The 18168-nt window shown below is 47.9% G+C and carries 13 protein-coding genes; 9 read left to right on the forward strand and 4 right to left on the reverse strand.

Going from position 1 to position 18168, the window contains the following annotated elements; translation table 11 throughout:
* Positions 1 to 3: 3 nt before the first annotated feature.
* The 5 genes from der to V7051_RS16725 all read left to right on the forward strand — a co-directional run bounded on the left by der (position 4) and on the right by V7051_RS16725 (position 7544).
* Complete coding sequence (gene der / locus V7051_RS16705) at positions 4 to 1401, forward strand: ribosome biogenesis GTPase Der (protein ID WP_333876802.1); 1398 nt, start codon at positions 4 to 6, stop codon at positions 1399 to 1401.
* A gap of 90 nt (positions 1402 to 1491) precedes the next feature.
* Complete coding sequence (gene tpx / locus V7051_RS16710) at positions 1492 to 1986, forward strand: thiol peroxidase (RefSeq protein WP_333876799.1); 495 nt, start codon at positions 1492 to 1494, stop codon at positions 1984 to 1986.
* Between the two features lie 104 nt (positions 1987 to 2090).
* Positions 2091 to 2771, forward strand: coding sequence for a class I SAM-dependent methyltransferase (locus tag V7051_RS16715; RefSeq protein WP_333876797.1), 681 nt, complete (start codon positions 2091 to 2093; stop codon positions 2769 to 2771).
* Positions 2772 to 3336: 565 nt separating this feature from the next.
* On the forward strand, positions 3337 to 4647 hold the full coding sequence (locus V7051_RS16720) for a YihY/virulence factor BrkB family protein (RefSeq protein WP_333876795.1): 1311 nt from the start codon (positions 3337 to 3339) through the stop codon (positions 4645 to 4647).
* 71 nt (positions 4648 to 4718) lie between these two features.
* Positions 4719 to 7544, forward strand: coding sequence for an ankyrin repeat domain-containing protein (locus V7051_RS16725; RefSeq protein ID WP_333876794.1), 2826 nt, complete (start codon positions 4719 to 4721; stop codon positions 7542 to 7544).
* Between the two features lie 343 nt (positions 7545 to 7887).
* On the opposite strand, the gene V7051_RS16730 is transcribed toward V7051_RS16725, so the two are convergent.
* On the reverse strand, positions 7888 to 9183 hold the full coding sequence (locus V7051_RS16730; protein WP_333876792.1) for a hypothetical protein: 1296 nt from the start codon (positions 9181 to 9183) through the stop codon (positions 7888 to 7890).
* A 384-nt stretch (positions 9184 to 9567) separates the two neighbouring features.
* Here V7051_RS16730 and V7051_RS16735 point away from each other — a divergent pair, with 384 nt between their 5' ends.
* Together V7051_RS16735 and V7051_RS16740 are read left to right on the forward strand one after the other, a co-directional pair.
* Positions 9568 to 9900, forward strand: coding sequence for an AbrB/MazE/SpoVT family DNA-binding domain-containing protein (locus V7051_RS16735; protein WP_333876790.1), 333 nt, complete (start codon positions 9568 to 9570; stop codon positions 9898 to 9900).
* A 50-nt stretch (positions 9901 to 9950) separates the two neighbouring features.
* The gene (locus V7051_RS16740; protein ID WP_333876788.1) at positions 9951 to 10241 is read left to right on the forward strand and encodes a hypothetical protein; all 291 of its coding nucleotides are present in this window, start codon (positions 9951 to 9953) and stop codon (positions 10239 to 10241) included.
* 2 nt (positions 10242 to 10243) lie between these two features.
* Here V7051_RS16740 and V7051_RS16745 read toward each other — a convergent pair whose 3' ends face one another.
* Together V7051_RS16745 and V7051_RS16750 are read right to left on the reverse strand one after the other, a co-directional pair.
* Entirely contained in the window at positions 10244 to 10597 is a 354-nt protein-coding gene (locus tag V7051_RS16745; RefSeq protein ID WP_333876787.1) for a PIN domain-containing protein, read from the reverse strand.
* On the reverse strand, positions 10584 to 10826 hold the full coding sequence (locus tag V7051_RS16750) for a hypothetical protein (RefSeq protein WP_333876785.1): 243 nt from the start codon (positions 10824 to 10826) through the stop codon (positions 10584 to 10586). Before V7051_RS16750 ends, V7051_RS16745 begins: the two co-directional genes overlap by 14 nt.
* 290 nt (positions 10827 to 11116) lie before the next feature.
* On the opposite strand from V7051_RS16750, the gene V7051_RS16755 reads away from it, so the two are divergent.
* Both V7051_RS16755 and V7051_RS16760 read left to right on the forward strand, forming a co-directional pair.
* Complete coding sequence (locus V7051_RS16755) at positions 11117 to 13399, forward strand: Tex family protein (protein WP_333876783.1); 2283 nt, start codon at positions 11117 to 11119, stop codon at positions 13397 to 13399.
* Between the two features lie 51 nt (positions 13400 to 13450).
* On the forward strand, positions 13451 to 14059 hold the full coding sequence (locus tag V7051_RS16760; RefSeq protein WP_333876780.1) for an exosortase system-associated protein, TIGR04073 family: 609 nt from the start codon (positions 13451 to 13453) through the stop codon (positions 14057 to 14059).
* 137 nt (positions 14060 to 14196) lie between these two features.
* On the opposite strand, the gene V7051_RS16765 is transcribed toward V7051_RS16760, so the two are convergent.
* Positions 14197 to 18078, reverse strand: a complete 3882-nt coding sequence (locus V7051_RS16765; protein ID WP_333876778.1) for an AAA family ATPase — start codon at positions 18076 to 18078, stop codon at positions 14197 to 14199.
* Between the last annotated feature and the right edge of the window lie 90 nt (positions 18079 to 18168).

Consider the following 18168-nt stretch of genomic DNA (forward strand, 5'->3'; position numbering starts at 1 on the left):
AATATGTTACCTGTAATAGCCTTAGTAGGGCGACCTAATGTCGGCAAGTCCACATTATTCAATTATTTAACGCGTAGCCGCGATGCTCTGGTTGCGGATTTCTCAGGATTAACCCGAGATCGGCAATACGGCCGGGTGAAACTGGGTGACCGTCCCTGTCTGGTCGTCGATACCGGCGGTATAGCCGATGATGCCGAAGGCATAGAAAGCTTCGCCAGAAAACAGGTGCAAGTCGCATTGGAAGAGGCTGACGTCGTGTTTTTCATGGTTGATGCACGCGAAGGCCTGAGCGTTTCCGACAAAGTGATTGCCGATACTCTCAGGAAGCTGGATAAGCCGGTCATATTGGTCACCAATAAAGTTGACGGTATTGACGCCACGGTTGCCGCATCGGATTTTTATTCGCTGGCATTGGGCGAGCCGGTTCAGATCGCCGCTTCCCATGGCAGAGGCATACCTGAATTACTGGAAAAAGTTAACCAACTGTTGCCGCCGGACAAGGGTGAAGTCGAAGAGGCGCATAGCGGCATCGGCATTGCTGTCGTTGGACGGCCCAATGTCGGCAAATCGACGCTGGTCAACCGCTTGTTAGGTGAAGAACGGGTTATCGTATTCGATGAACCGGGCACCACGCGCGACAGTATTTATATCCCTTTTGAACGCAACGGCAAAAAGTTCACGCTGATCGATACCGCCGGAATGCGCAGAAGATCGAAGATTGCCGAGACCATTGAAAAATTCAGTGTCATTAAATCGTTGCAAGCGATTGAAAAAGCCAATGTCGTCATTTACCTGATTGACGCGCGGGAAGGCATCACCGATCAGGATGCGCATTTATTAGGCTTGGTATTGGAAGCCGGAAGAGCCCTGATTATCGGCTTGAACAAATGGGACGGCATCAGTGCCGACCAAAAGGCAACCATCCATCGGCAGCTCGATGTCAAACTGTCCTTTCTTGAGTTTGCGGAAAAACACCCGATTTCAGCCTTGCATGGCAGCGGCGTCGGCAAAATGTTCGATGTCGTACAACAATTGTATGCGGCGGCCATGCTCGATATGTCTACGCCGGTGCTGACCCGTATCCTGAAAGAAGCCACCACCGCGCATCAGCCGCCGATAGTGAATAGCCGCCGTATTAAGCTGAAATATGCGCATCAAGGCGGCAGGAATCCGCCGATCGTGGTGATCCACGGTGTGCAAACCGATGCATTGCCTGAGTCTTACAAACGTTACTTGGTGAACTATTACCGCGACAAGATGGGCTTGGTCGGTACGCCGATACGCTTAGTGTTTAAGTCGCCGGCCAATCCGTTCCACGGTCAAAAGAACAAGCTGACCGAATGGCAGGTGAAAAAGAAGGAACGCTTGATGAAGCGGGTAAAGAGTAAGAAAAGGGATTAAGTGATTCTGTCCGACATGGATATTCAAAGATAATGCGTAGGCTGGAATAAAGCATCGTTTGTCATTAAATCAACACTACAGGAAACAATCATGGCTACAATCACATTTCAAGGCAAGCCCCTAAACACTTCCGGCGAATTACCCGCAGTTGGCAGCGATGCACCGGCATTCTCTTTGACCAGCCGCGAGTTAGTGGATGTCACCTTGGCAACCTATGCCGGCAAGAGAAAAATCCTGAATATCGTACCCAGTCTGGATACACCGACCTGCGCCGCGTCAACGCGCAAGTTCAACCAGAAAGCCTCACATCTGGACAACACCGTTGTCTTAGCCGTTTCAGCCGACTTGCCTTTTGCGCAAAGCCGCTTTTGTGAATCGGAAGGTTTAAAAGACGTCATTCCGTTGTCCACTTTTCGCTCCAGCTTTTCCGATGATTACGGTGTGACCATCGTCGATACCTTTCTTCGCGGATTGACTGCCCGTGCTATCGTGATTATCGATGAAAATGACAAAGTCATTTATACGCAACTGGTTAATGAAATCGCTCATGAACCGGATTACGAAAGCGCATTGTCGATGTTGTAAAACGTCTGGCTGAGTCAAACCAGTTACCGGTGCGTGCATCCATACTTGGCTTCGATAAGTTTCCGTAGCCAACCGTTCTTGCCCAAACCTTAGCCGTAGATTCGATGGAAATTGATCCACTCAGCGATGCGAAAATCATTGAATCATGGGGCAAGAATGCGCGGCAGTGGGTCATTGCCGTGCGTGATGGACAAATCGAGAGTCGCCGGCAGATCACCGATCAGGCGATCTTGGATGCAGTACTGAGCCGTTCGCCGCGTTCCGTGCTTGACATCGGTTGCGGTGAAGGCTGGCTGGCTCGCGAACTTGCTGTTGCGAATATCCATGTCATTGGCATAGATGTCGTGCCTGGTCTCGTTGAAGTAGCCCTGCATGCCGGAGACGGTGATTTTCGTGTGATTTCCTATGAAGAGCTTGCCGCTGGAAAACTCAGCGTCTCGGTAGATGTTATTGTTTGTAACTTCGCATTGCTCGGAAAAGAATCCGTCGAGGGAGTGTTTAGCGCTGCTCGGATGCTACTGAATCAACCTGGCTTGTTCATTATACAGACCCTTCATCCAGTCATGGTCTGTGGCGATCTTCCATACCGGGATGGGTGGCGGGAAGGTTCATGGGCTGGATTAAATCCCGATTTTACCGACCCGGCTCCATGGTATTTCAGAACCTTCGAGAGTTGGACAAAGTTGTTTGTCGATAGTGAATTCCGGTTGCTTGAGATACGCGAACCCATACATCCCAAGACAGGTAAACCGGCTTCGGTAATATTCGTTGCGGAACCGGTATAATTAATCGATAAGCTGAAAAGCAATTCTCCCACCTACCTGGATTTGTTTTAATTAGAGCGATCAAGTTTGTTAATGTACTTGATTATGAGTGGAATCAAACCATGCCCGTTAACTTCTCAACCAACAAACGAGAATACTGCCCAGGATCATCGCGATGGTTATTGCTATCGCACCTAATAACGGTGCGGACATTGAAAAACAGGTTAGGAAATTTTTCCTTGAATAAAGGATGATCAAAAAAGGGGGTATGTGGATCACTAAAACTAATACATCTTCCATTGGCGCCTCATCTGCATACACGGTTTTTTCATACGCTTAAAATTCAATTTTAATGCACCTTAGTATTCCATCCATAAATAAGATGATGCTGGCTTGTAGAAAATGGCTTAACATCAGAATTCAGTAAATAAATAGCACGATAGTTATAGTTTGCTCAAAATATTGCTGTATTAGTCACGGCTGCTGAGATTGAACGAATAGATGACATGCTACATTGGCGTATTTTTAAACGGGATCATTCGTTTAAAAAAATAATTACTTTTAATTAAAAGCATAAAGTCAGCCTATGGAACTCAATATAATCAATTTTATTAAGAAAGATATATGGCTGCTGGATGAAGAAAAGCTTCCGTCATTTAAAGCGAAAATAATTAGGTCGCTAAAAATAATAATATTATCTGCTCAGGGCTTCTCGCGGGATCTTTGCTCGCTAAGATCATCCGCATTAACGCTTTATACTTTATTATCCATAGTACCTATTATCGCCCTGTTATTTGGCATCGCCAAAGGGTTTGGCTTTGAGAAAATAATGGAGCAGCGGTTAATGGAGCAAATACCTAATCAGGAAACGATGGTATTACAATTAATCAGTTTTGCGCAAAATATGTTGGATAGTGCTAAAGGCGAAGTTGTTGCCGGGACCGGTATTATTATCTTGCTTTGGACCATTATTAATGTAATCGGTGACATTGAAGAATCATTTAATTATATTTGGAAAGTAGATAAGGGCAGACCCATAGGCCGAAAATTCAGCGATTATTTATCTCTAATGTTGCTAGCCCCGATTGTATTAATAATTTCCGGCAGCATTACCGTATTTTTAAAAACAAAGATAACCTGGTTAATAACTGTTATTCAATTACCTGGTATGGGTGCTTGGTTGGTTATTAGGGGACTAAGCTTATTGCCTTTAATACTGATGTCAGCACTGTTTGCTTTTATGTTTATTTTTATGCCTAACCATAAAATCAATTATAGGGCAGGCATAATTGCCGGTATTGCGACAGGCATTATGTATCATCTGGTTCAGTGGGCCTATTTAAGTTTACAGATTGGCGTATCGGCGTATAACGCAATTTACGGCAGTTTTGCCGCATTACCGTTATTTGTCGCCTGGCTACAAATTGGTTGGATGATTGTCTTATTTGGTTGTGAAATAGCTTTTTTCTTACAGAATTACGAAAATTATCAAAATAGTAACAAGTTTTCCAATTTAAGTTTTTCCTTGAAAAAAGTGATTGCGTTACAAGTTACTCATTTGATCATTAGAAATTTTATTGACTTGAATAGCCCCTTAACATCAGCCCAAATAGCCAAAAAGCTAGCTATTCCGATAGCAATTATTCAATCGATTTTAATGAAATTAATAGCAAGCCATATTATTGTCGAGTTTAAAGATCAGGACGAATATGAGGTCTACCAGCCTGCGGTCGATATTAATATAATTACTATTGCTTATGTTATTAACGCGCTGGAACAATGCGGACAAAACCATTTACCTGATATTAACCGGAAACAGCTTTTTATGGATATCGTCAATAAGTTCACTAAATTAATTGAAAATTCTGAGCAGGATCGGTTATTGAAAGAAATTTGATCTGTAGTAATATTGCCGTGTCGCTCGAACCGGCTTATTCCGGCAACACTTTTAACAAAAACAAAACGCTTATGAAAGTCCTCTTATATAACGAGCTCAATCCCAAAAATATTCCCGGTTTCGCCAAGTTGCAAAAATACCTGGAACAAGATGACTTCAAATCGGCTGAGGTAAAAAAAGTCGGCGACAATCTGTACAGGGCCAGGCTCAATCAACGCGATCGCTTGCTGTTCTCAATTTATCAGCATAAGCAGCAAAATTATGCGCTGATTTTGGAGTTCATTAAAAACCATGCTTACCCAGACTCGCGTTTGTTACGTCAAGTCAGCAGTATTGATGAAGACAAGATCCCCGTCATGCTCAAGCCCGATGAGTCCGGCGAAAAAGAGCTGGTTTACCTGAACCCCGGTCATAATTCGTTTAACCTGTTGGATAAAATCATCTCATTCGATGACCGCCAACAATCGGTTTACGACTTGCAGCCCCCGTTGATTGTGATCGGCTCGGCCGGTAGCGGTAAGACGGCCCTGACTCTGGAAAAAATGAAACAGTCTGTGGGCGACGTGCTGTATGTGACTCAGTCGGCTTATCTGGTTAAAAACTCACGCGACTTGTATTACGCACACCATTACGATAACCCCGATCAACAGATTGATTTCTTATCGTTCCAGGAATTTTTGGAGAGTATCCGGGTGCCGGCGGGTAAACCGGTCACTTTCCAGGCTTTCCAACAGTGGTTTAGCCGCTATCGCCAAGGCCAACTGAAAGATGCGCATAAGTTGTTTGAAGAGTTTCGCGGTGTCATTACCGGGCCTGCCACCGATAAAAGCTGGTTAAGCCGTGAAGATTACCTGAATCTGGGTGTCAAAGAATCGATCTTCTTGGGTGAAGAACGCGATGCGGTGTACGACATTTTTGAAAAATACCTGAGTTTTTTACAAGACCATCAGCTTTACGACAGCAACATCGTCAGTCACCAGTATTTACAGCATGTTCAACCCGGTTACGATTTTGTCGTTGTCGATGAAGTGCAGGATTTAACCAATATCCAGCTGTACCTGATTATCAAATCGCTACGTCAGGCTCAGGATTTTATCTTGTGCGGCGATTCCAACCAGATTGTGCATCCCAACTTCTTTTCCTGGTCGAAAGTTAAAAGCCTGTTTTACCGACAGGAAGATTTACAAACATCGGACCAATTGATCCGGATCCTGAATACCAATTACCGCAATTCGCCACAAGTCACCGACATTGCCAACAAGATTCTGAAAATCAAAAACCAGCGCTTCGGTTCCATCGACAAAGAAAGCCATTATCTGGTGGAAAGCAACGGCCACACCCACGGTGAAGTGTTGTTTTTACAGGACACCGTGACCATTCGCCAGGAGCTGGACAGCAAAACCAAAGCCTCCACGCTGTTTGCGGTCATCGTCATGACGGTCGACCAAAAACCGGCAGCGCAGCAGCATTTCAGCACGCCGCTGGTATTTACCATCCAGGAAGCCAAAGGGCTGGAATACGAAAACATCATTCTCTACAACTTCCTGAGCCAGGAGGAAGCCCGTTACCGGGAAATCAGCAAAGGCGTCAGTGCTGCGGATTTGCAACAGGATATTAAATACGCCCGCGCCAAGGATAAAACCGACAAATCTCTGGAAGTTTATAAGTTTTATATCAACGCCTTATATGTCGCGATAACGCGGGCGGTTAAAAACCTGTACTGGATCGAAAGCAACCCCAAACAACCCTTGCTGGAGCTGTTGGGTCTGCGCGATGCCCAGAGCAGCCTGCAACTCGCCAATCAAAACTCCAGCCTGGACGTTTGGCGTCAGGAAGCGCATAAGCTGGAACTGCAAGGTAAACAAGAACAGGCCGATCGGATTCGCAATGAAATCCTCAAACAAAAAACGCCGGACTGGCAGGTCATCACCGCTGCAACGCTGGCCGATCTAAAACGTAAAGCCTTTGAAAGCAACGATAAGAACGCCAAGATGACGTTGTTCGAATACGGCTTGGTTTATGAAGACCGCGACATCATCAACAGTCTGCTGAAAGCCGAATTCAAAGCCGCCAAGCAGCCGGACAAAGGCTTGCAGATGTTGCAGCAAAAGCACTACAGCGCCTACAGCTTTAAAAAGCCCGATGCCGTGCTCAAACAAGTTAATCAATACGGCCCGGATTTTCGCAACATCTTCAACCAAACGCCGTTAATGGTCGCGGCCTGGATGGGCAATGTTGAAGTTATCAAAGCGCTGTTTGAGCTGGGCGCCGATACCGAAAAAGTCGACGGCAACGGCTTGACCGCATTTCAAATCGCCTTGGCGCAAACGGATCGTAGCGATACCTACGCTAAGAAGAAATTGGCCGACATCTACGAACAACTGGAACCCACCAGCATGAGTATCCAGGTCGATGGCCGCCTGATCAAACTCGATAAAAGCAGCATGGAGTTTTTCATGCTTAACCTGATGATCGCGCTGTTTTACCGGGTGATGCCGAAAAAAATGACCTATCGCCTCGAAGGTTTCACCACCCAGGACTTTATCGACGCCGTGCAGCATATTCCAGGCAGCATTCTTCCTGAACGGCGTAAGCAACGGGCTTACCTGTCCAGCATCCTGTCCAAAAACGAAATCAAAAAAGACGACAAGCACAACCGCAAACTATTCTATCGAGTGTTGCGCGGCGCTTATATTTTCAATCCCAGACTGGCGCTCAAAGTGGAAGGCGAATGGGTTAATATTTATAATTTGTTGACGGTTGACAGATTGGCCCCGGTCTACAAAACCAAGCAAGACTGGTGGCATCGTGATTATAACGAGTATGCTGAAAAAGGTATGGCTGTCTGCAAAGAATTATTGAAGCAGTTGATTACAGAAGAAACAGGAGGACGCTGATGAGCAACAAACTAACGCCCTGTACACCGGCTAAATCGAAATCAACCGTTTAGCGACACAGAACCCGGAGCGCTGTTAAAAGATTTTAATAGCCTGTTGGAATTTATCGGTGAAGCAGGTATTGCTGTTTTCGAAAAAGCTCAGTTTTTGCCCCGGACGCGCTTGCAGAATTAAACCGCGATCGACATTGTGAATCAATGAGTGAAGAAAGCGGGAAAATCCATACGCTACATTTTGTGGAAATCGGAGGCGGTTGACCGCCTCCGATGATCCGGTGAAAACCGGTTCGTTACTTTACCCGTGATCTCTTATACGCAAGCCTGAGACCACGCTCAAGTTCCGCTTATCCGTTGCTGCTTTTACTCGGTGTCGGCCCATCGCCTAGAATCAACTCGGAATAAGCTCTGGTATGTTGGAATAGCAGTTGACGCGGCCAGCTGATGTCGGTTTTATCGGTCGGCGATTGAGTGCTTTGAGCGGCTTGCGGCAGCGTCATCAGCTCGGTTGCGGTTGCACTTGTTAAGCCATCAAGGGTCACTGTGTACTGATAAGCGAATTCGTTAGCGGCATCGGCGGGCGTTTCGCCATTGAGGCAGGCGCGATTGATCGATGTGTAAGGGCCGGCAACCAATTCACCCAGAGCAGCATCAACCAATGCTGTCTTGATAATGGCATCCAACGCCAGCAAATCTTTGTAGTAAGCTTTATAGATCTGTGGCAATGCTGTCATCAATTCCTTATCCCAGGCTCGCGGCACCATGTCCAAATTATTGAAAAGATCGGTGTTCCACAATTGCCAAGGCTGAGTGCCATTGCTTCCGCCAAATTCCGTGCCATTGAACAACTGCGCGAATGGGCCATTGCCAGGCGTCGCTCCGGCGGTTGGATATGCTTGAGCCTGTCCTACTGTCCATGAGGAGTTTTTCAGCAAGCCTGCGGTCGGATCAAAAGCGGCCATGACTAAAGTGGGCGACAATGCGCCTGCCAATGAATGGCCGGTGAAAGTTAGGGTGCAGCCCGACGAATCGACAGAAGCCAAGAAGTCCATTAGTGACTTATTGGTGATGACCGTGTCGGTCATTCCTAAGAGATTGGTGATTCCTGTGTTGGTGGCGCTGGATATGCAAGGGATTGTTGCGTTCGGAGACGTGGAGTTCTTATTGCCCGCCCACGCTTGCAAAGCGCCTTCCCACGCGACCACGGCTTTGACATTAAAATCCTCGACAAGCCAATCATAGGCCGAGACGAAATTAGTTGCGGCGATAGCAACAATGTAACGTTTCAATGATGGACTAAATACAACGGCTATGGCGTTGGTCGCATTACATTTTACAGTGCGGGAAATCCAATCGATGCTGCTAAACTCCGGCGGAATCACAAAAGCCTGCGGACCCCATACGGTTTCCCAGTCGTTGGCTCCTAGCGGTGGAGGAGTGGCTGTATTATTTGCAACAATAGCATCCGCAAAGCTTTGTTTTAATTGCTCGGTGAAACTTGCCTGCGCCTGTTCAGCCGCTTCCTTTAACAACGCCGGGAAATTTATTCCCTCTCCCAGCTTCACCGTCAAAATGTCTCCCGAAACGGCATTCGACAAAAGTGAAAAATAAAAAGTCGTTTGCCATGCGTCATAACTGCTCATGTGTTTTTCTCCAAAAATATTAGCGATATGTCTATTAGAGGTATGTATTAGAATTCAGATGATGTTGATCAGGTCATTGTATGATTGTCTGCAATGCACCTAACCTACGGCGTAGACAATATCATCATTTTTATTTTGATGTAAGTGACATGGATGTGACAGTTGCGGGCAAATAAACTGCCCGGTATTCAGGAATCGAGTGAAAGTGGATTTGAAATTTAAGGCGGTAGGAATGCCGTAATATCAGGATCGTATCGTTCGCGATTGATGTGCTCCGTTCAGCATTCGGCAGCTCATCTTGCTAGCCGTATAAAGAATCATTAGACCGTCAATTAACATGGATACAATAAAGCTTTGTATATCCTTCTAACATTGGAGTTCGTCATGCAAGTCGTTAAATGGGGTAATGGCTTGGCCTTAAGATTGCCTGCGCCGGTTGTCGAAGCGCTTCAGCTTATAAAGAAGGCGATGACATCGAGATTCATATCGCCGGTAAGCGGGTTTTCGAAATTGAGAAAAAGCCCTGTCCGCAAGAGTTGTTGGTCCGGTTGCGCAAATATCGCGGATGTTTGCCTGCCGACTTCAAGTTTGACCGCTTGGAAGTCCATGAAAACAGATAGGCCGTTTTTCGACGCCAACGTTCAGTTGTATTTATTGTCCGAAGATAACCGCAAAGCGGACCGAGCCGAATCGATTATTGCTTCGGCGACATCATAAGCGTTCAAGTGCTCAATGAATTTGCCTCGGTTGCATCGCGAAAACTTGGGATGAGCTATGCCGAAATACACGATATGTTGGGGACGGTACGTGCGGTATGTCAGACCCAAGCGGTGATTGTCGATACCTATGAACGGGGGCTGGATATTGCGGAACGGTTCGGTTTTTCCCTGTATGACAGTATGATCGTCAGCTCAGCGCTTCAATTCGGCTGTACCCTTTTGTATTCGGAAGATATGCAGCGTAGCCGGGTAGGTTGGGCAACGCTTTTCTGCCCAACATTATCGCGTGGTCACTGTTGGGCAAACGATAAGGCTGTTTGCCCAACCTACACAAACTGACCTTACAACTTCACGGCAAGTTTTTTGTCCAGCGTTAATAGTTTAATGCCATGCGCGGTGGCCGTGGCGGCGATTATGGCGTCAGGTAAGTTGACGCGGTGTTGATGTCTAAATTGTATCGTTAAATCTTCAATCAACGGACTAATCGCTAAATGCGTCATCCGATCCAATAGGCGGTTGATAGCCTGTTCCTCATCCATAGTCAAATCCGGGTAACTCAACAACTCCATCCGAGTGATGGCACTAAATCCGCAAGCGGACAGACTGATGCAGCTTAGAAAGGTAATAGCTTTGTCATTGCCTTTAAGCAAGCCGATGACGATATTGGTATCAAGCAAATAGCTAAGACCATTCATCACGCATCGCCTGTTGAATCTCTAACGGGTTGCCGGTAAATGAGGGGGAGTTTTTTAGTATCCCGGCAAAGTCGGTTAGTAATTCAGGCTGTTCGGCATGATTGGCTTGTTGTGTGCTGCGATAGACTAGCGCCAGATTTTTTAATAATTGGGCAGGGCTAATATGCTCATGCTCTGCCAATTCATTAAGTAGGACAGCCGTTTCATCGTCTAATTCTATGATTGCCATGGTTTATATCCCCGTTTTAAAGTTTGTAGCTTATGCTTCATCACTGGGAAAAGTAAAATTTTCTTCAAATTCGCGCGGGTCTTTTTTAGCCGTTCGGCATAATTGCCGAGTTGTAAGTCAGTGATTTTTAATAACTTGACTAGCTATGACTACCGCTTAAAACTTTCTAAAATCATAATTCAAAAATGAATCATCAGTTAGAGTCATTTCGAAATGATGCGCTTATTTTTATCTAAGCCATGCCTTGCTGCTACAATGCGCCCATCTTAAACTGCATAAGAATTCAAGAAATGGATGTAATACAACGTATTGCCGAAGAATTAGCCGTTAACGTCAAGCAAGTCAGCGCTGCTGTCAACTTATTGGATGAGGGAGCGACTGTCCCGTTTATTTCCCGTTACCGGAAAGAAGTGACCGGTGGTTTGGATGATACTCAATTAAGGTTGCTGGAAGAGCGTTTGAGTTATTTGCGCGAACTGAACGCGCGGCGCAAAACTATTCTGGACAGCATTGCTTCCCAGGGCAAGCTGACGCCGGAACTGGAAAGAGCCATTATCGATGCCGACACTAAAACGCTGCTCGAGGATTTGTATTTACCTTACAAACCCAAGCGTCGCACCAAAGCGCAAATCGCCCGCGAAGCAGGGCTTGAGCCGCTGGCCGATGCGTTATTGGATGACCGCAGCCTGATTCCCGAACAAATCGCCGCCGCTTATATCGATGCGGACAAAGGCGTGCCGGATGTTGCTGCGGCTCTGGATGGCGCACGGCAAATCATCATGGAGCGCATTTCCGAAGACGCTGAACTGTTGGCCGAACTGCGTGAGCGCATCTGGCAAAAAGGCATTGTCCATGCCGCCGTTGTGGCCGGCAAAGAGCAGGAAGCGGCAAAGTTTAAGGATTATTTCGATTACGAGGAAGCGATCAACAAAATCCCTTCGCATCGGGCTTTGGCGTTGTTTCGCGGACGCAATGAGGATTTGTTGAATCTAACGCTTAAACCCGGCGCTGAAGACAAAGAAGAGCACGATCTTTGCGCCCAATTCGTCGCCCGTCATCTCAAGATTACCGATACCTCAAAACCGGCCGATGCCTGGCTGGCGGAAACCGCGCGTTTCGCCTGGAAAATCAAGCTGTACACCCGTATCGACCTGGACTTGAAACTCAGGCTGCGCGAAGCCGCCGAACTAGAAGCGATCCGGGTGTTCGCCAGCAATTTACGAGACTTGCTGCTGGCCGCACCGGCCGGGCCTAAAGCGACGATGGGCCTGGACCCCGGCATACGCACCGGCGTTAAAGTTGCGATTGTCGACCCTACCGGCAAGCTGCTGGCTACCGATACCATTTATCCGCATCCGCCGCGCAAGGATTGGGATGGAGCGATAGACACGCTGGCAAAACTGATCAAAAAACATAATGTTGATTTGGTCAGCATCGGCAACGGCACCGGGTCTCGGGAAACCGACCAACTGGTGGCCGATGTGATGAAGCGGCACAGCGAACTTAAGTTTACCAAGATCACCGTGTCGGAAGCAGGCGCATCGGTTTATTCTGCGTCTGAATTGGCGGCCAAGGAATTTCCCGAGCTGGACGTGTCGTTGCGCGGCGCGGTTTCGATCGCCAGACGTTTGCAGGATCCGTTGGCGGAGCTGGTTAAAATCGATCCCAAATCGATCGGCGTGGGCCAGTACCAGCATGACGTAAATCAGGTGCAGTTGGCTAAAGGACTCGATACCGTAGTTGAGGATTGCGTAAACGCGGTCGGCGTCGATGTGAACACTGCGTCGGTAGCCCTGCTTAAACAGGTATCCGGATTGTCTTCCAGCATCAGTGAAAACATCGTCGCTTTTCGTAATGAAAACGGCCCGTTTACCAATCGCAAGCAATTGAAAAAAGTGCCGAGGTTGGGCGATAAGGCTTATGAACAGGCGGCCGGATTTTTGCGCATCATGAACGGCGACAACCCGTTGGATGCGTCTTCGGTGCATCCCGAAGCTTATCCCGTTGTTGAAGCCATTATCGGCAGCACCGGAAAATCGATCCGCGACCTGATCGGCCAAAGCCAGTTTTTACGAGGGCTGAATCCTGCCAATTACACCAATGAGCATTTCGGTTTGCCGACGGTGACCGACATTTTGCAGGAACTGGAAAAGCCCGGCCGCGACCCGAGACCGGAATTTAAGAGCGTTGAGTTCAAGGCCGGTATCGAGAAAATCACCGATCTTGAAGTCGGCATGAGATTGGATGGCGTGGTCACCAACGTCGCCAACTTCGGCGCATTTGTCGACATCGGCGTACACCAAGACGGTCTGGTGCATATTTCCCATTTGGCCGATACTTTTGTCAAAGACCCCAGAGATGCGGTTAAAACCGGTGAAATGGTCAAAGTGACGGTGTTGGAGGTCGATGTCGAACGCAAGCGCATTTCGTTATCGATGAAAACAAATCCTGAAGCGAGCGAGGCCAGGCCCGAACGAAATAATCAAAAGCAGGCGGCGTACAAGCCGAAACCACAGGCTCCAGTGCAAGGTTCAATGGCTAGCGCCTTTGCCAAGGCGCGGATCAGTAAATAATGATGGCTCTGCTATACTGGTTTCATAACTAATACTCCAGCAGGATTTGATATGCGTAAACTCAGTCGTTTTTTTTGCTTTTTTATTTTGTTCAGCGGCCTGTTTACGGCATATACGCCGATGGCCCTAGCTGAGATGCAGCAGGGTTATGGCTATACGGCCTACACGCCTGTTGTGCGAGTAGATGAAACGCAGTATCGGAGTTACGGCAGCAAGGTTGGCAACAAGGCGCTGAATGCCTTTGCCAATCTGACTACCGGCGTTTTGGAAATTCCCAAAAACATTATTAATACAACCAATAAAAGCAATATTATTTATGGCGCTGTGGGGGGATTATTTAAAGGTTTGGTTCACACCGCAGGACGCATAGGGGTTGGCATTACTGATTTGATTACGATACCGCTTCCTACCAGGCCTATCGCTCAACCTGTTTATATCTGGGATAATTTTGATGTGGATACCACTTACGGGCCGGTATTTCGTTTAGACCAAACACCGGAAGAAGAGCCCACTATCGCCCAGACACCTAGCCCTGCGCCGGTTGTTGCCGCTCCCGCCGTAGTAGCGCCCAAACCGGAACCGATTGATAATTCAAAGCAGTACCGCGAGGAAACCAACCAAAAATTGGATTCAATGTTCAAAAAAGAAATGAAAAAATAATGCAGCGCTGCTTAAGCGAAAAAGCCCGGGGATGTGAGTCTTCCGGGCTTTTTTATGTTGCCCGTCCACATGTAAAAAGCATTTAAGAAAAGTTTTTTGGAAAGGACTCGGAAGCTTCATCGGCGCGAGTTTAAGCGCTATTCGCTCCTGATTAAGCAGGCCGCTTCCTGAAGATCGTGGGTATTGAAGCCTTCTGTGAATTTATTATAAATTTTCTCCAGCATGCGCCGCGCTTCTTGATGCTTGCCTTGCAGTCGCCATAACCGGGCCATGCTGATCGTAGCGCGCAGTTCAAGGGATTTCGAGCTTTGCTTGCTGCTAATGGAGATGGCCCGGTTAAAACAGGCTTCGGCCTCTTCCGCGTCCGGCTCAAAAGTTCCGAGCAGGCACACGCCCTTAAGCCGATGAAGTTCGGCTGTAAAGTGACCGTCACCGGTGCTCAGTGCATCGGCCAGCGCTTCCGTAATCAGGTCGAGCGCTTCATTGAGCAATTTCAGGTGCAGATAGGCTTCAATCAGGGCAGACAGGAATACCACTGAAATGCCGCCTATTGCTGCTCTCATTCCTGTTATGCCCGACTTGAGCTTAGAGATGCCTTCTTCCTGTCCGAGCATAACAAGCGCCCAGCCCTGAGCCATTTCTCCGACAGCCAGCCAAACCGGAAAGCCATATTGAACTGCGATTGCAATCGCTTCAGCCGATAAGGACAAGGTTTCAGCATGCTTGCTCAATGAGCGATAGACCAATGACGCGGTGCACAGTGCCAGACCAAGGGTATGCGGGTGTCCCAGCTCGCGTGCTTGTTTCAGCGTTTGCTCGCAAACCAGTTGCGCTCTATCCGGGAAGCCAAGAAAATAAAGCGCCCAAGCCAAGTATACCCCGTTGGATACGGACATATCTTCGCCGAATTGCTCCAGTAGCATCGGCAATTGATTCGGATGATAAAGAGCGATGCCCTGTTCGGCATGGCTATGCGTGAGCTCGAACTTGCCTTGCCAGAAAGCCGATTTGGCCACGATATAATGGGCCGCCTGCTTTCTCAAGGGATCATTATGCGCCATATTCAGTAGCTGCATGGCGGCTCCGGACACTTCACGGGAGCCGACATTCGCAATGGTATTCATCACCAGGGACCATTTTGCCTGGAATAATTCCGGGCTATCGCCCACGGTCTCGCTCAAAACGGAAATGCGCGCGTTAGTCTGTTTGGCTTCCTCTGAACCGTAGCCTTTTACCGCATACAGCGCTAGGCAGAGGCTGACCAATATATTGAATTCAGTCTTGTCCTTGGTCTGGCCAGAAGGCAAAGTCATCAAAAGTTGCAGCCCGGAATTGAAATGCTCTATCGCTTCCAGATTTGCTGAGTTCCGGGCGGCTCGTTGCCCGGCTTTGATCCAGTATTCGATGGATTGATATATTTCCCCGCTGGAGAACAAGTGCTGAGCCAAAAGCTCCGGCTGCATTGCGATGACATCGGGAAAATCGCTTTGCAATGCTTGTGCGATACGTTGATGCGTAGCCTGCCGGTCAGCCTTGGTTTGCGATTGATAGGCTGCTTCCTGAATCAGGGCATGCTTGAATTGATAGGTGATTTCGTTGATCCTCAGGATCAATCCTGCGTTTTGCAATGTATTTAAGGTGCGATTGAACAAGGCGAGGTCGTGCGGGGAAATCATGCGCAGTAAATTAATATCGAACTCGCGCCCAATGGTGGCGGCAAGCTGAGCGGTATATTTGGCCTCGCCCATGTTATCTAAACGCATGGTTAGAAGATCGTGCAGAGTGCTGGGTATGTAGGCCTGATCATATTGAATTGCAATTTTCGTTATCTCTTCGGCAAACAACGGTATTCCGTCGGTGCGCTCGACAATGCGGCGGATGGTTTCTGCGGAAATATTCTTGTTGAACGAAGTAATTATTTCCACCGTTTCGCTCTCGGTAAGCGGCTCAAGCGCTAAAGTTGAGGTCAGGGTTTCATTCCAGGGCGGAACAAGTTCGGGCCGGGCAGTGAGTACTACCAGAACTGCGCCTCTTTCTTCCTGCTCAACCAGCAAGGTCAATAACTCCAGTGTGGAAGGATCGATCCAGTGCAAGTCTTCCACGATAAATAACACCGGCTGCTGTAGCGAAAGCGCTTTCAACAGGGTGAGCAGGGTGGTGATTGTCAGCTCTTTCTGTTTTTGCGGCGAGAAATTGGACGGTTGGTAATGTTCGCACAAAGACAGGGAAAGCAGCTGGATCAGCATAGGGACTGCATCTTGCGTTAATTCGGGATAATGGGTTTCGACATAGGCCACCATTTTGCCGAATTTTGCTTCGGGGCTGTCATGGTGTGTGAAACCCATCACGGTCTCGAACATCGCAATCAGCGGATGAAAAGGAGATTGGCTGAATTCCGGGAAGCAGTGCAATTCGCGAATGACATGCGTCTTATCAGCCAGGTGTTTTTTGATGGAGTAGAGCAGGCGGGACTTGCCGATGCCTGCCTCGCCCCGAACCAATACAATATGTCCTGTATCCTGCTTTGCTTTTTCCCATAGCGCCATGAGTTCGGCGATTTCCGTTTTGCGCCCGACCAGCGGAGTTAATTGCGCTGTTGCATCCAATCGGGTGTGCGCACTGTTTTTTTGTACCACCTTGAATATTTCCAAATGTCCGGCATGATCCGACAAAAGTTGAAGGCCCAGGCTGATGCATTCGAAAAAACCGGACACAAGGTATTGTGTCTGTTGGCTGATTGCCACTCCGCTATGCGTTAAGTGATGGTTTAATTTGATGGCGATTTTGGAAGTCTTGCCGACTGTGTCCGGCATCGATGGGTTGCTGCGGGTGATGATGAGCCCGGTATGGACGGATGCCCGAATTTCGATGATGTCTGAGGCTTCGCGGCTGATTTCCATAGCGGTTTGCACCGCATAGCGGGCAGCATGTTCGTGGGCTTGAGGATAGCCGAAATAAGCCAGAATCCCACCGCCATGCGTTTGCACAATATGCCCTGAAAACTGCTTGATGATTTCCACGCAGCGAGACTGGGGGGCGGATAATAGCGTCATAGCCTCATCAGGGTCGTCAATCGCCGGGGCTATCAATTCGCAATACAACACACTCACTTGACGCCGCTCATCCAGTGCCGCTTCACGTGGCTCCGACTTGCGTCGATCTTTGAGGCGCCGCTCTGAAAATAACGGCGGAACCGGAGCTGCTTGCAGCATTGGTATTTCAACCGTAGCATCAGTGCTCCAGTGTTGTAAGGTGCTGTTACTGATACGTTTAGCCAGAAGCCTTGTTTCCTCGCTAGGCAATAACCCCAACTCCTTTTTCAGCAGGCGGCAGCAGATTTCGTATTGCTGGATGGCCGAGCTGTTTTGGTTATTCAACGCATATAAATGCATTACCCGGCGGTGGGCGTCCTCGTCCCACGGCTCCAATGCCGTGTAACGTAAAGCGAATTGCAAGGCCTGATTGTAGTCGCCCATTTTTGTGTAATGATTCGACAGACTCTCAAGTAAGGATAGTGCCCGCTGGTGCAGTTTTTCGCGTTGCGTCTGAAGCCAATCTTCGAAATCAGGACAGTTAGGCAAGTATAGGCCACTCAGAAATTCGCCTTTGTACAGGTCAATAAGTATCTTCTGCTGGTGTATGCTGACGCGGTTATTCTCCTGCTGGGCTGAAACCTGGCCGGCGAATTCCAATGCATCGACGTAGATATTCGGAGTAAGGCGAATGGTGTGATTAGTGGTTAAAAATATGACTCGACCGGTTGGCGATTCCAATATTCGTCGTAAACTCGACAAAGCCCGGCGCAAATTATGCCGGGCTGTTTCAATATCTAAGCTGCTCCACAGCAGCTCGGATAAAAATTCCCGGTTGTGATCTTTTCCCTGTTCCACGGCAAGATAAGCCAGCAATGCACGCATCTTGTTATAAGAAAAACCGGTCACCGGACTACCCTTTAATTCAGCGCTAAAGCCGCCCAGCAATAATATTTTGAGATCGTTGTCGACAGATAATGAGGGCATAGACGATTAGTAGACGCTAGTCATTTAACATTAGTTTGAATGGATCTTTTAAGCTACCAGAAAAACTCTTGAAATTATATTTTTTTGTTC

The organism is Methylobacter sp., from assembly GCF_036845245.1.
Lineage (GTDB): Bacteria > Pseudomonadota > Gammaproteobacteria > Methylococcales > Methylomonadaceae > Methylobacter_A.

Excerpts from the sequence above, each read along its gene's own strand:
- der (WP_333876802.1), top strand. The coding sequence starts at position 4 with ATGTTACCTGTAATAGCCTTAGTAGGGCGACCTAATGTCGGCAAGTCC.
- tpx (WP_333876799.1), top strand. The coding sequence starts at position 1,492 with ATGGCTACAATCACATTTCAAGGCAAGCCCCTAAACACTTCCGGCGAA.
- V7051_RS16715 (WP_333876797.1), top strand. The coding sequence starts at position 2,091 with ATGGAAATTGATCCACTCAGCGATGCGAAAATCATTGAATCATGGGGC.
- V7051_RS16720 (WP_333876795.1), top strand. The coding sequence starts at position 3,337 with ATGGAACTCAATATAATCAATTTTATTAAGAAAGATATATGGCTGCTG.
- V7051_RS16725 (WP_333876794.1), top strand. The coding sequence starts at position 4,719 with ATGAAAGTCCTCTTATATAACGAGCTCAATCCCAAAAATATTCCCGGT.
- V7051_RS16730 (WP_333876792.1), bottom strand. The coding sequence starts at position 9,183 with ATGAGCAGTTATGACGCATGGCAAACGACTTTTTATTTTTCACTTTTG.
- V7051_RS16735 (WP_333876790.1), top strand. The coding sequence starts at position 9,568 with ATGCAAGTCGTTAAATGGGGTAATGGCTTGGCCTTAAGATTGCCTGCG.
- V7051_RS16740 (WP_333876788.1), top strand. The coding sequence starts at position 9,951 with ATGAGCTATGCCGAAATACACGATATGTTGGGGACGGTACGTGCGGTA.
- V7051_RS16745 (WP_333876787.1), bottom strand. The coding sequence starts at position 10,597 with ATGAATGGTCTTAGCTATTTGCTTGATACCAATATCGTCATCGGCTTG.
- V7051_RS16750 (WP_333876785.1), bottom strand. The coding sequence starts at position 10,826 with ATGGCAATCATAGAATTAGACGATGAAACGGCTGTCCTACTTAATGAA.
- V7051_RS16755 (WP_333876783.1), top strand. The coding sequence starts at position 11,117 with ATGGATGTAATACAACGTATTGCCGAAGAATTAGCCGTTAACGTCAAG.
- V7051_RS16760 (WP_333876780.1), top strand. The coding sequence starts at position 13,451 with ATGCGTAAACTCAGTCGTTTTTTTTGCTTTTTTATTTTGTTCAGCGGC.
- V7051_RS16765 (WP_333876778.1), bottom strand. The coding sequence starts at position 18,078 with ATGCCCTCATTATCTGTCGACAACGATCTCAAAATATTATTGCTGGGC.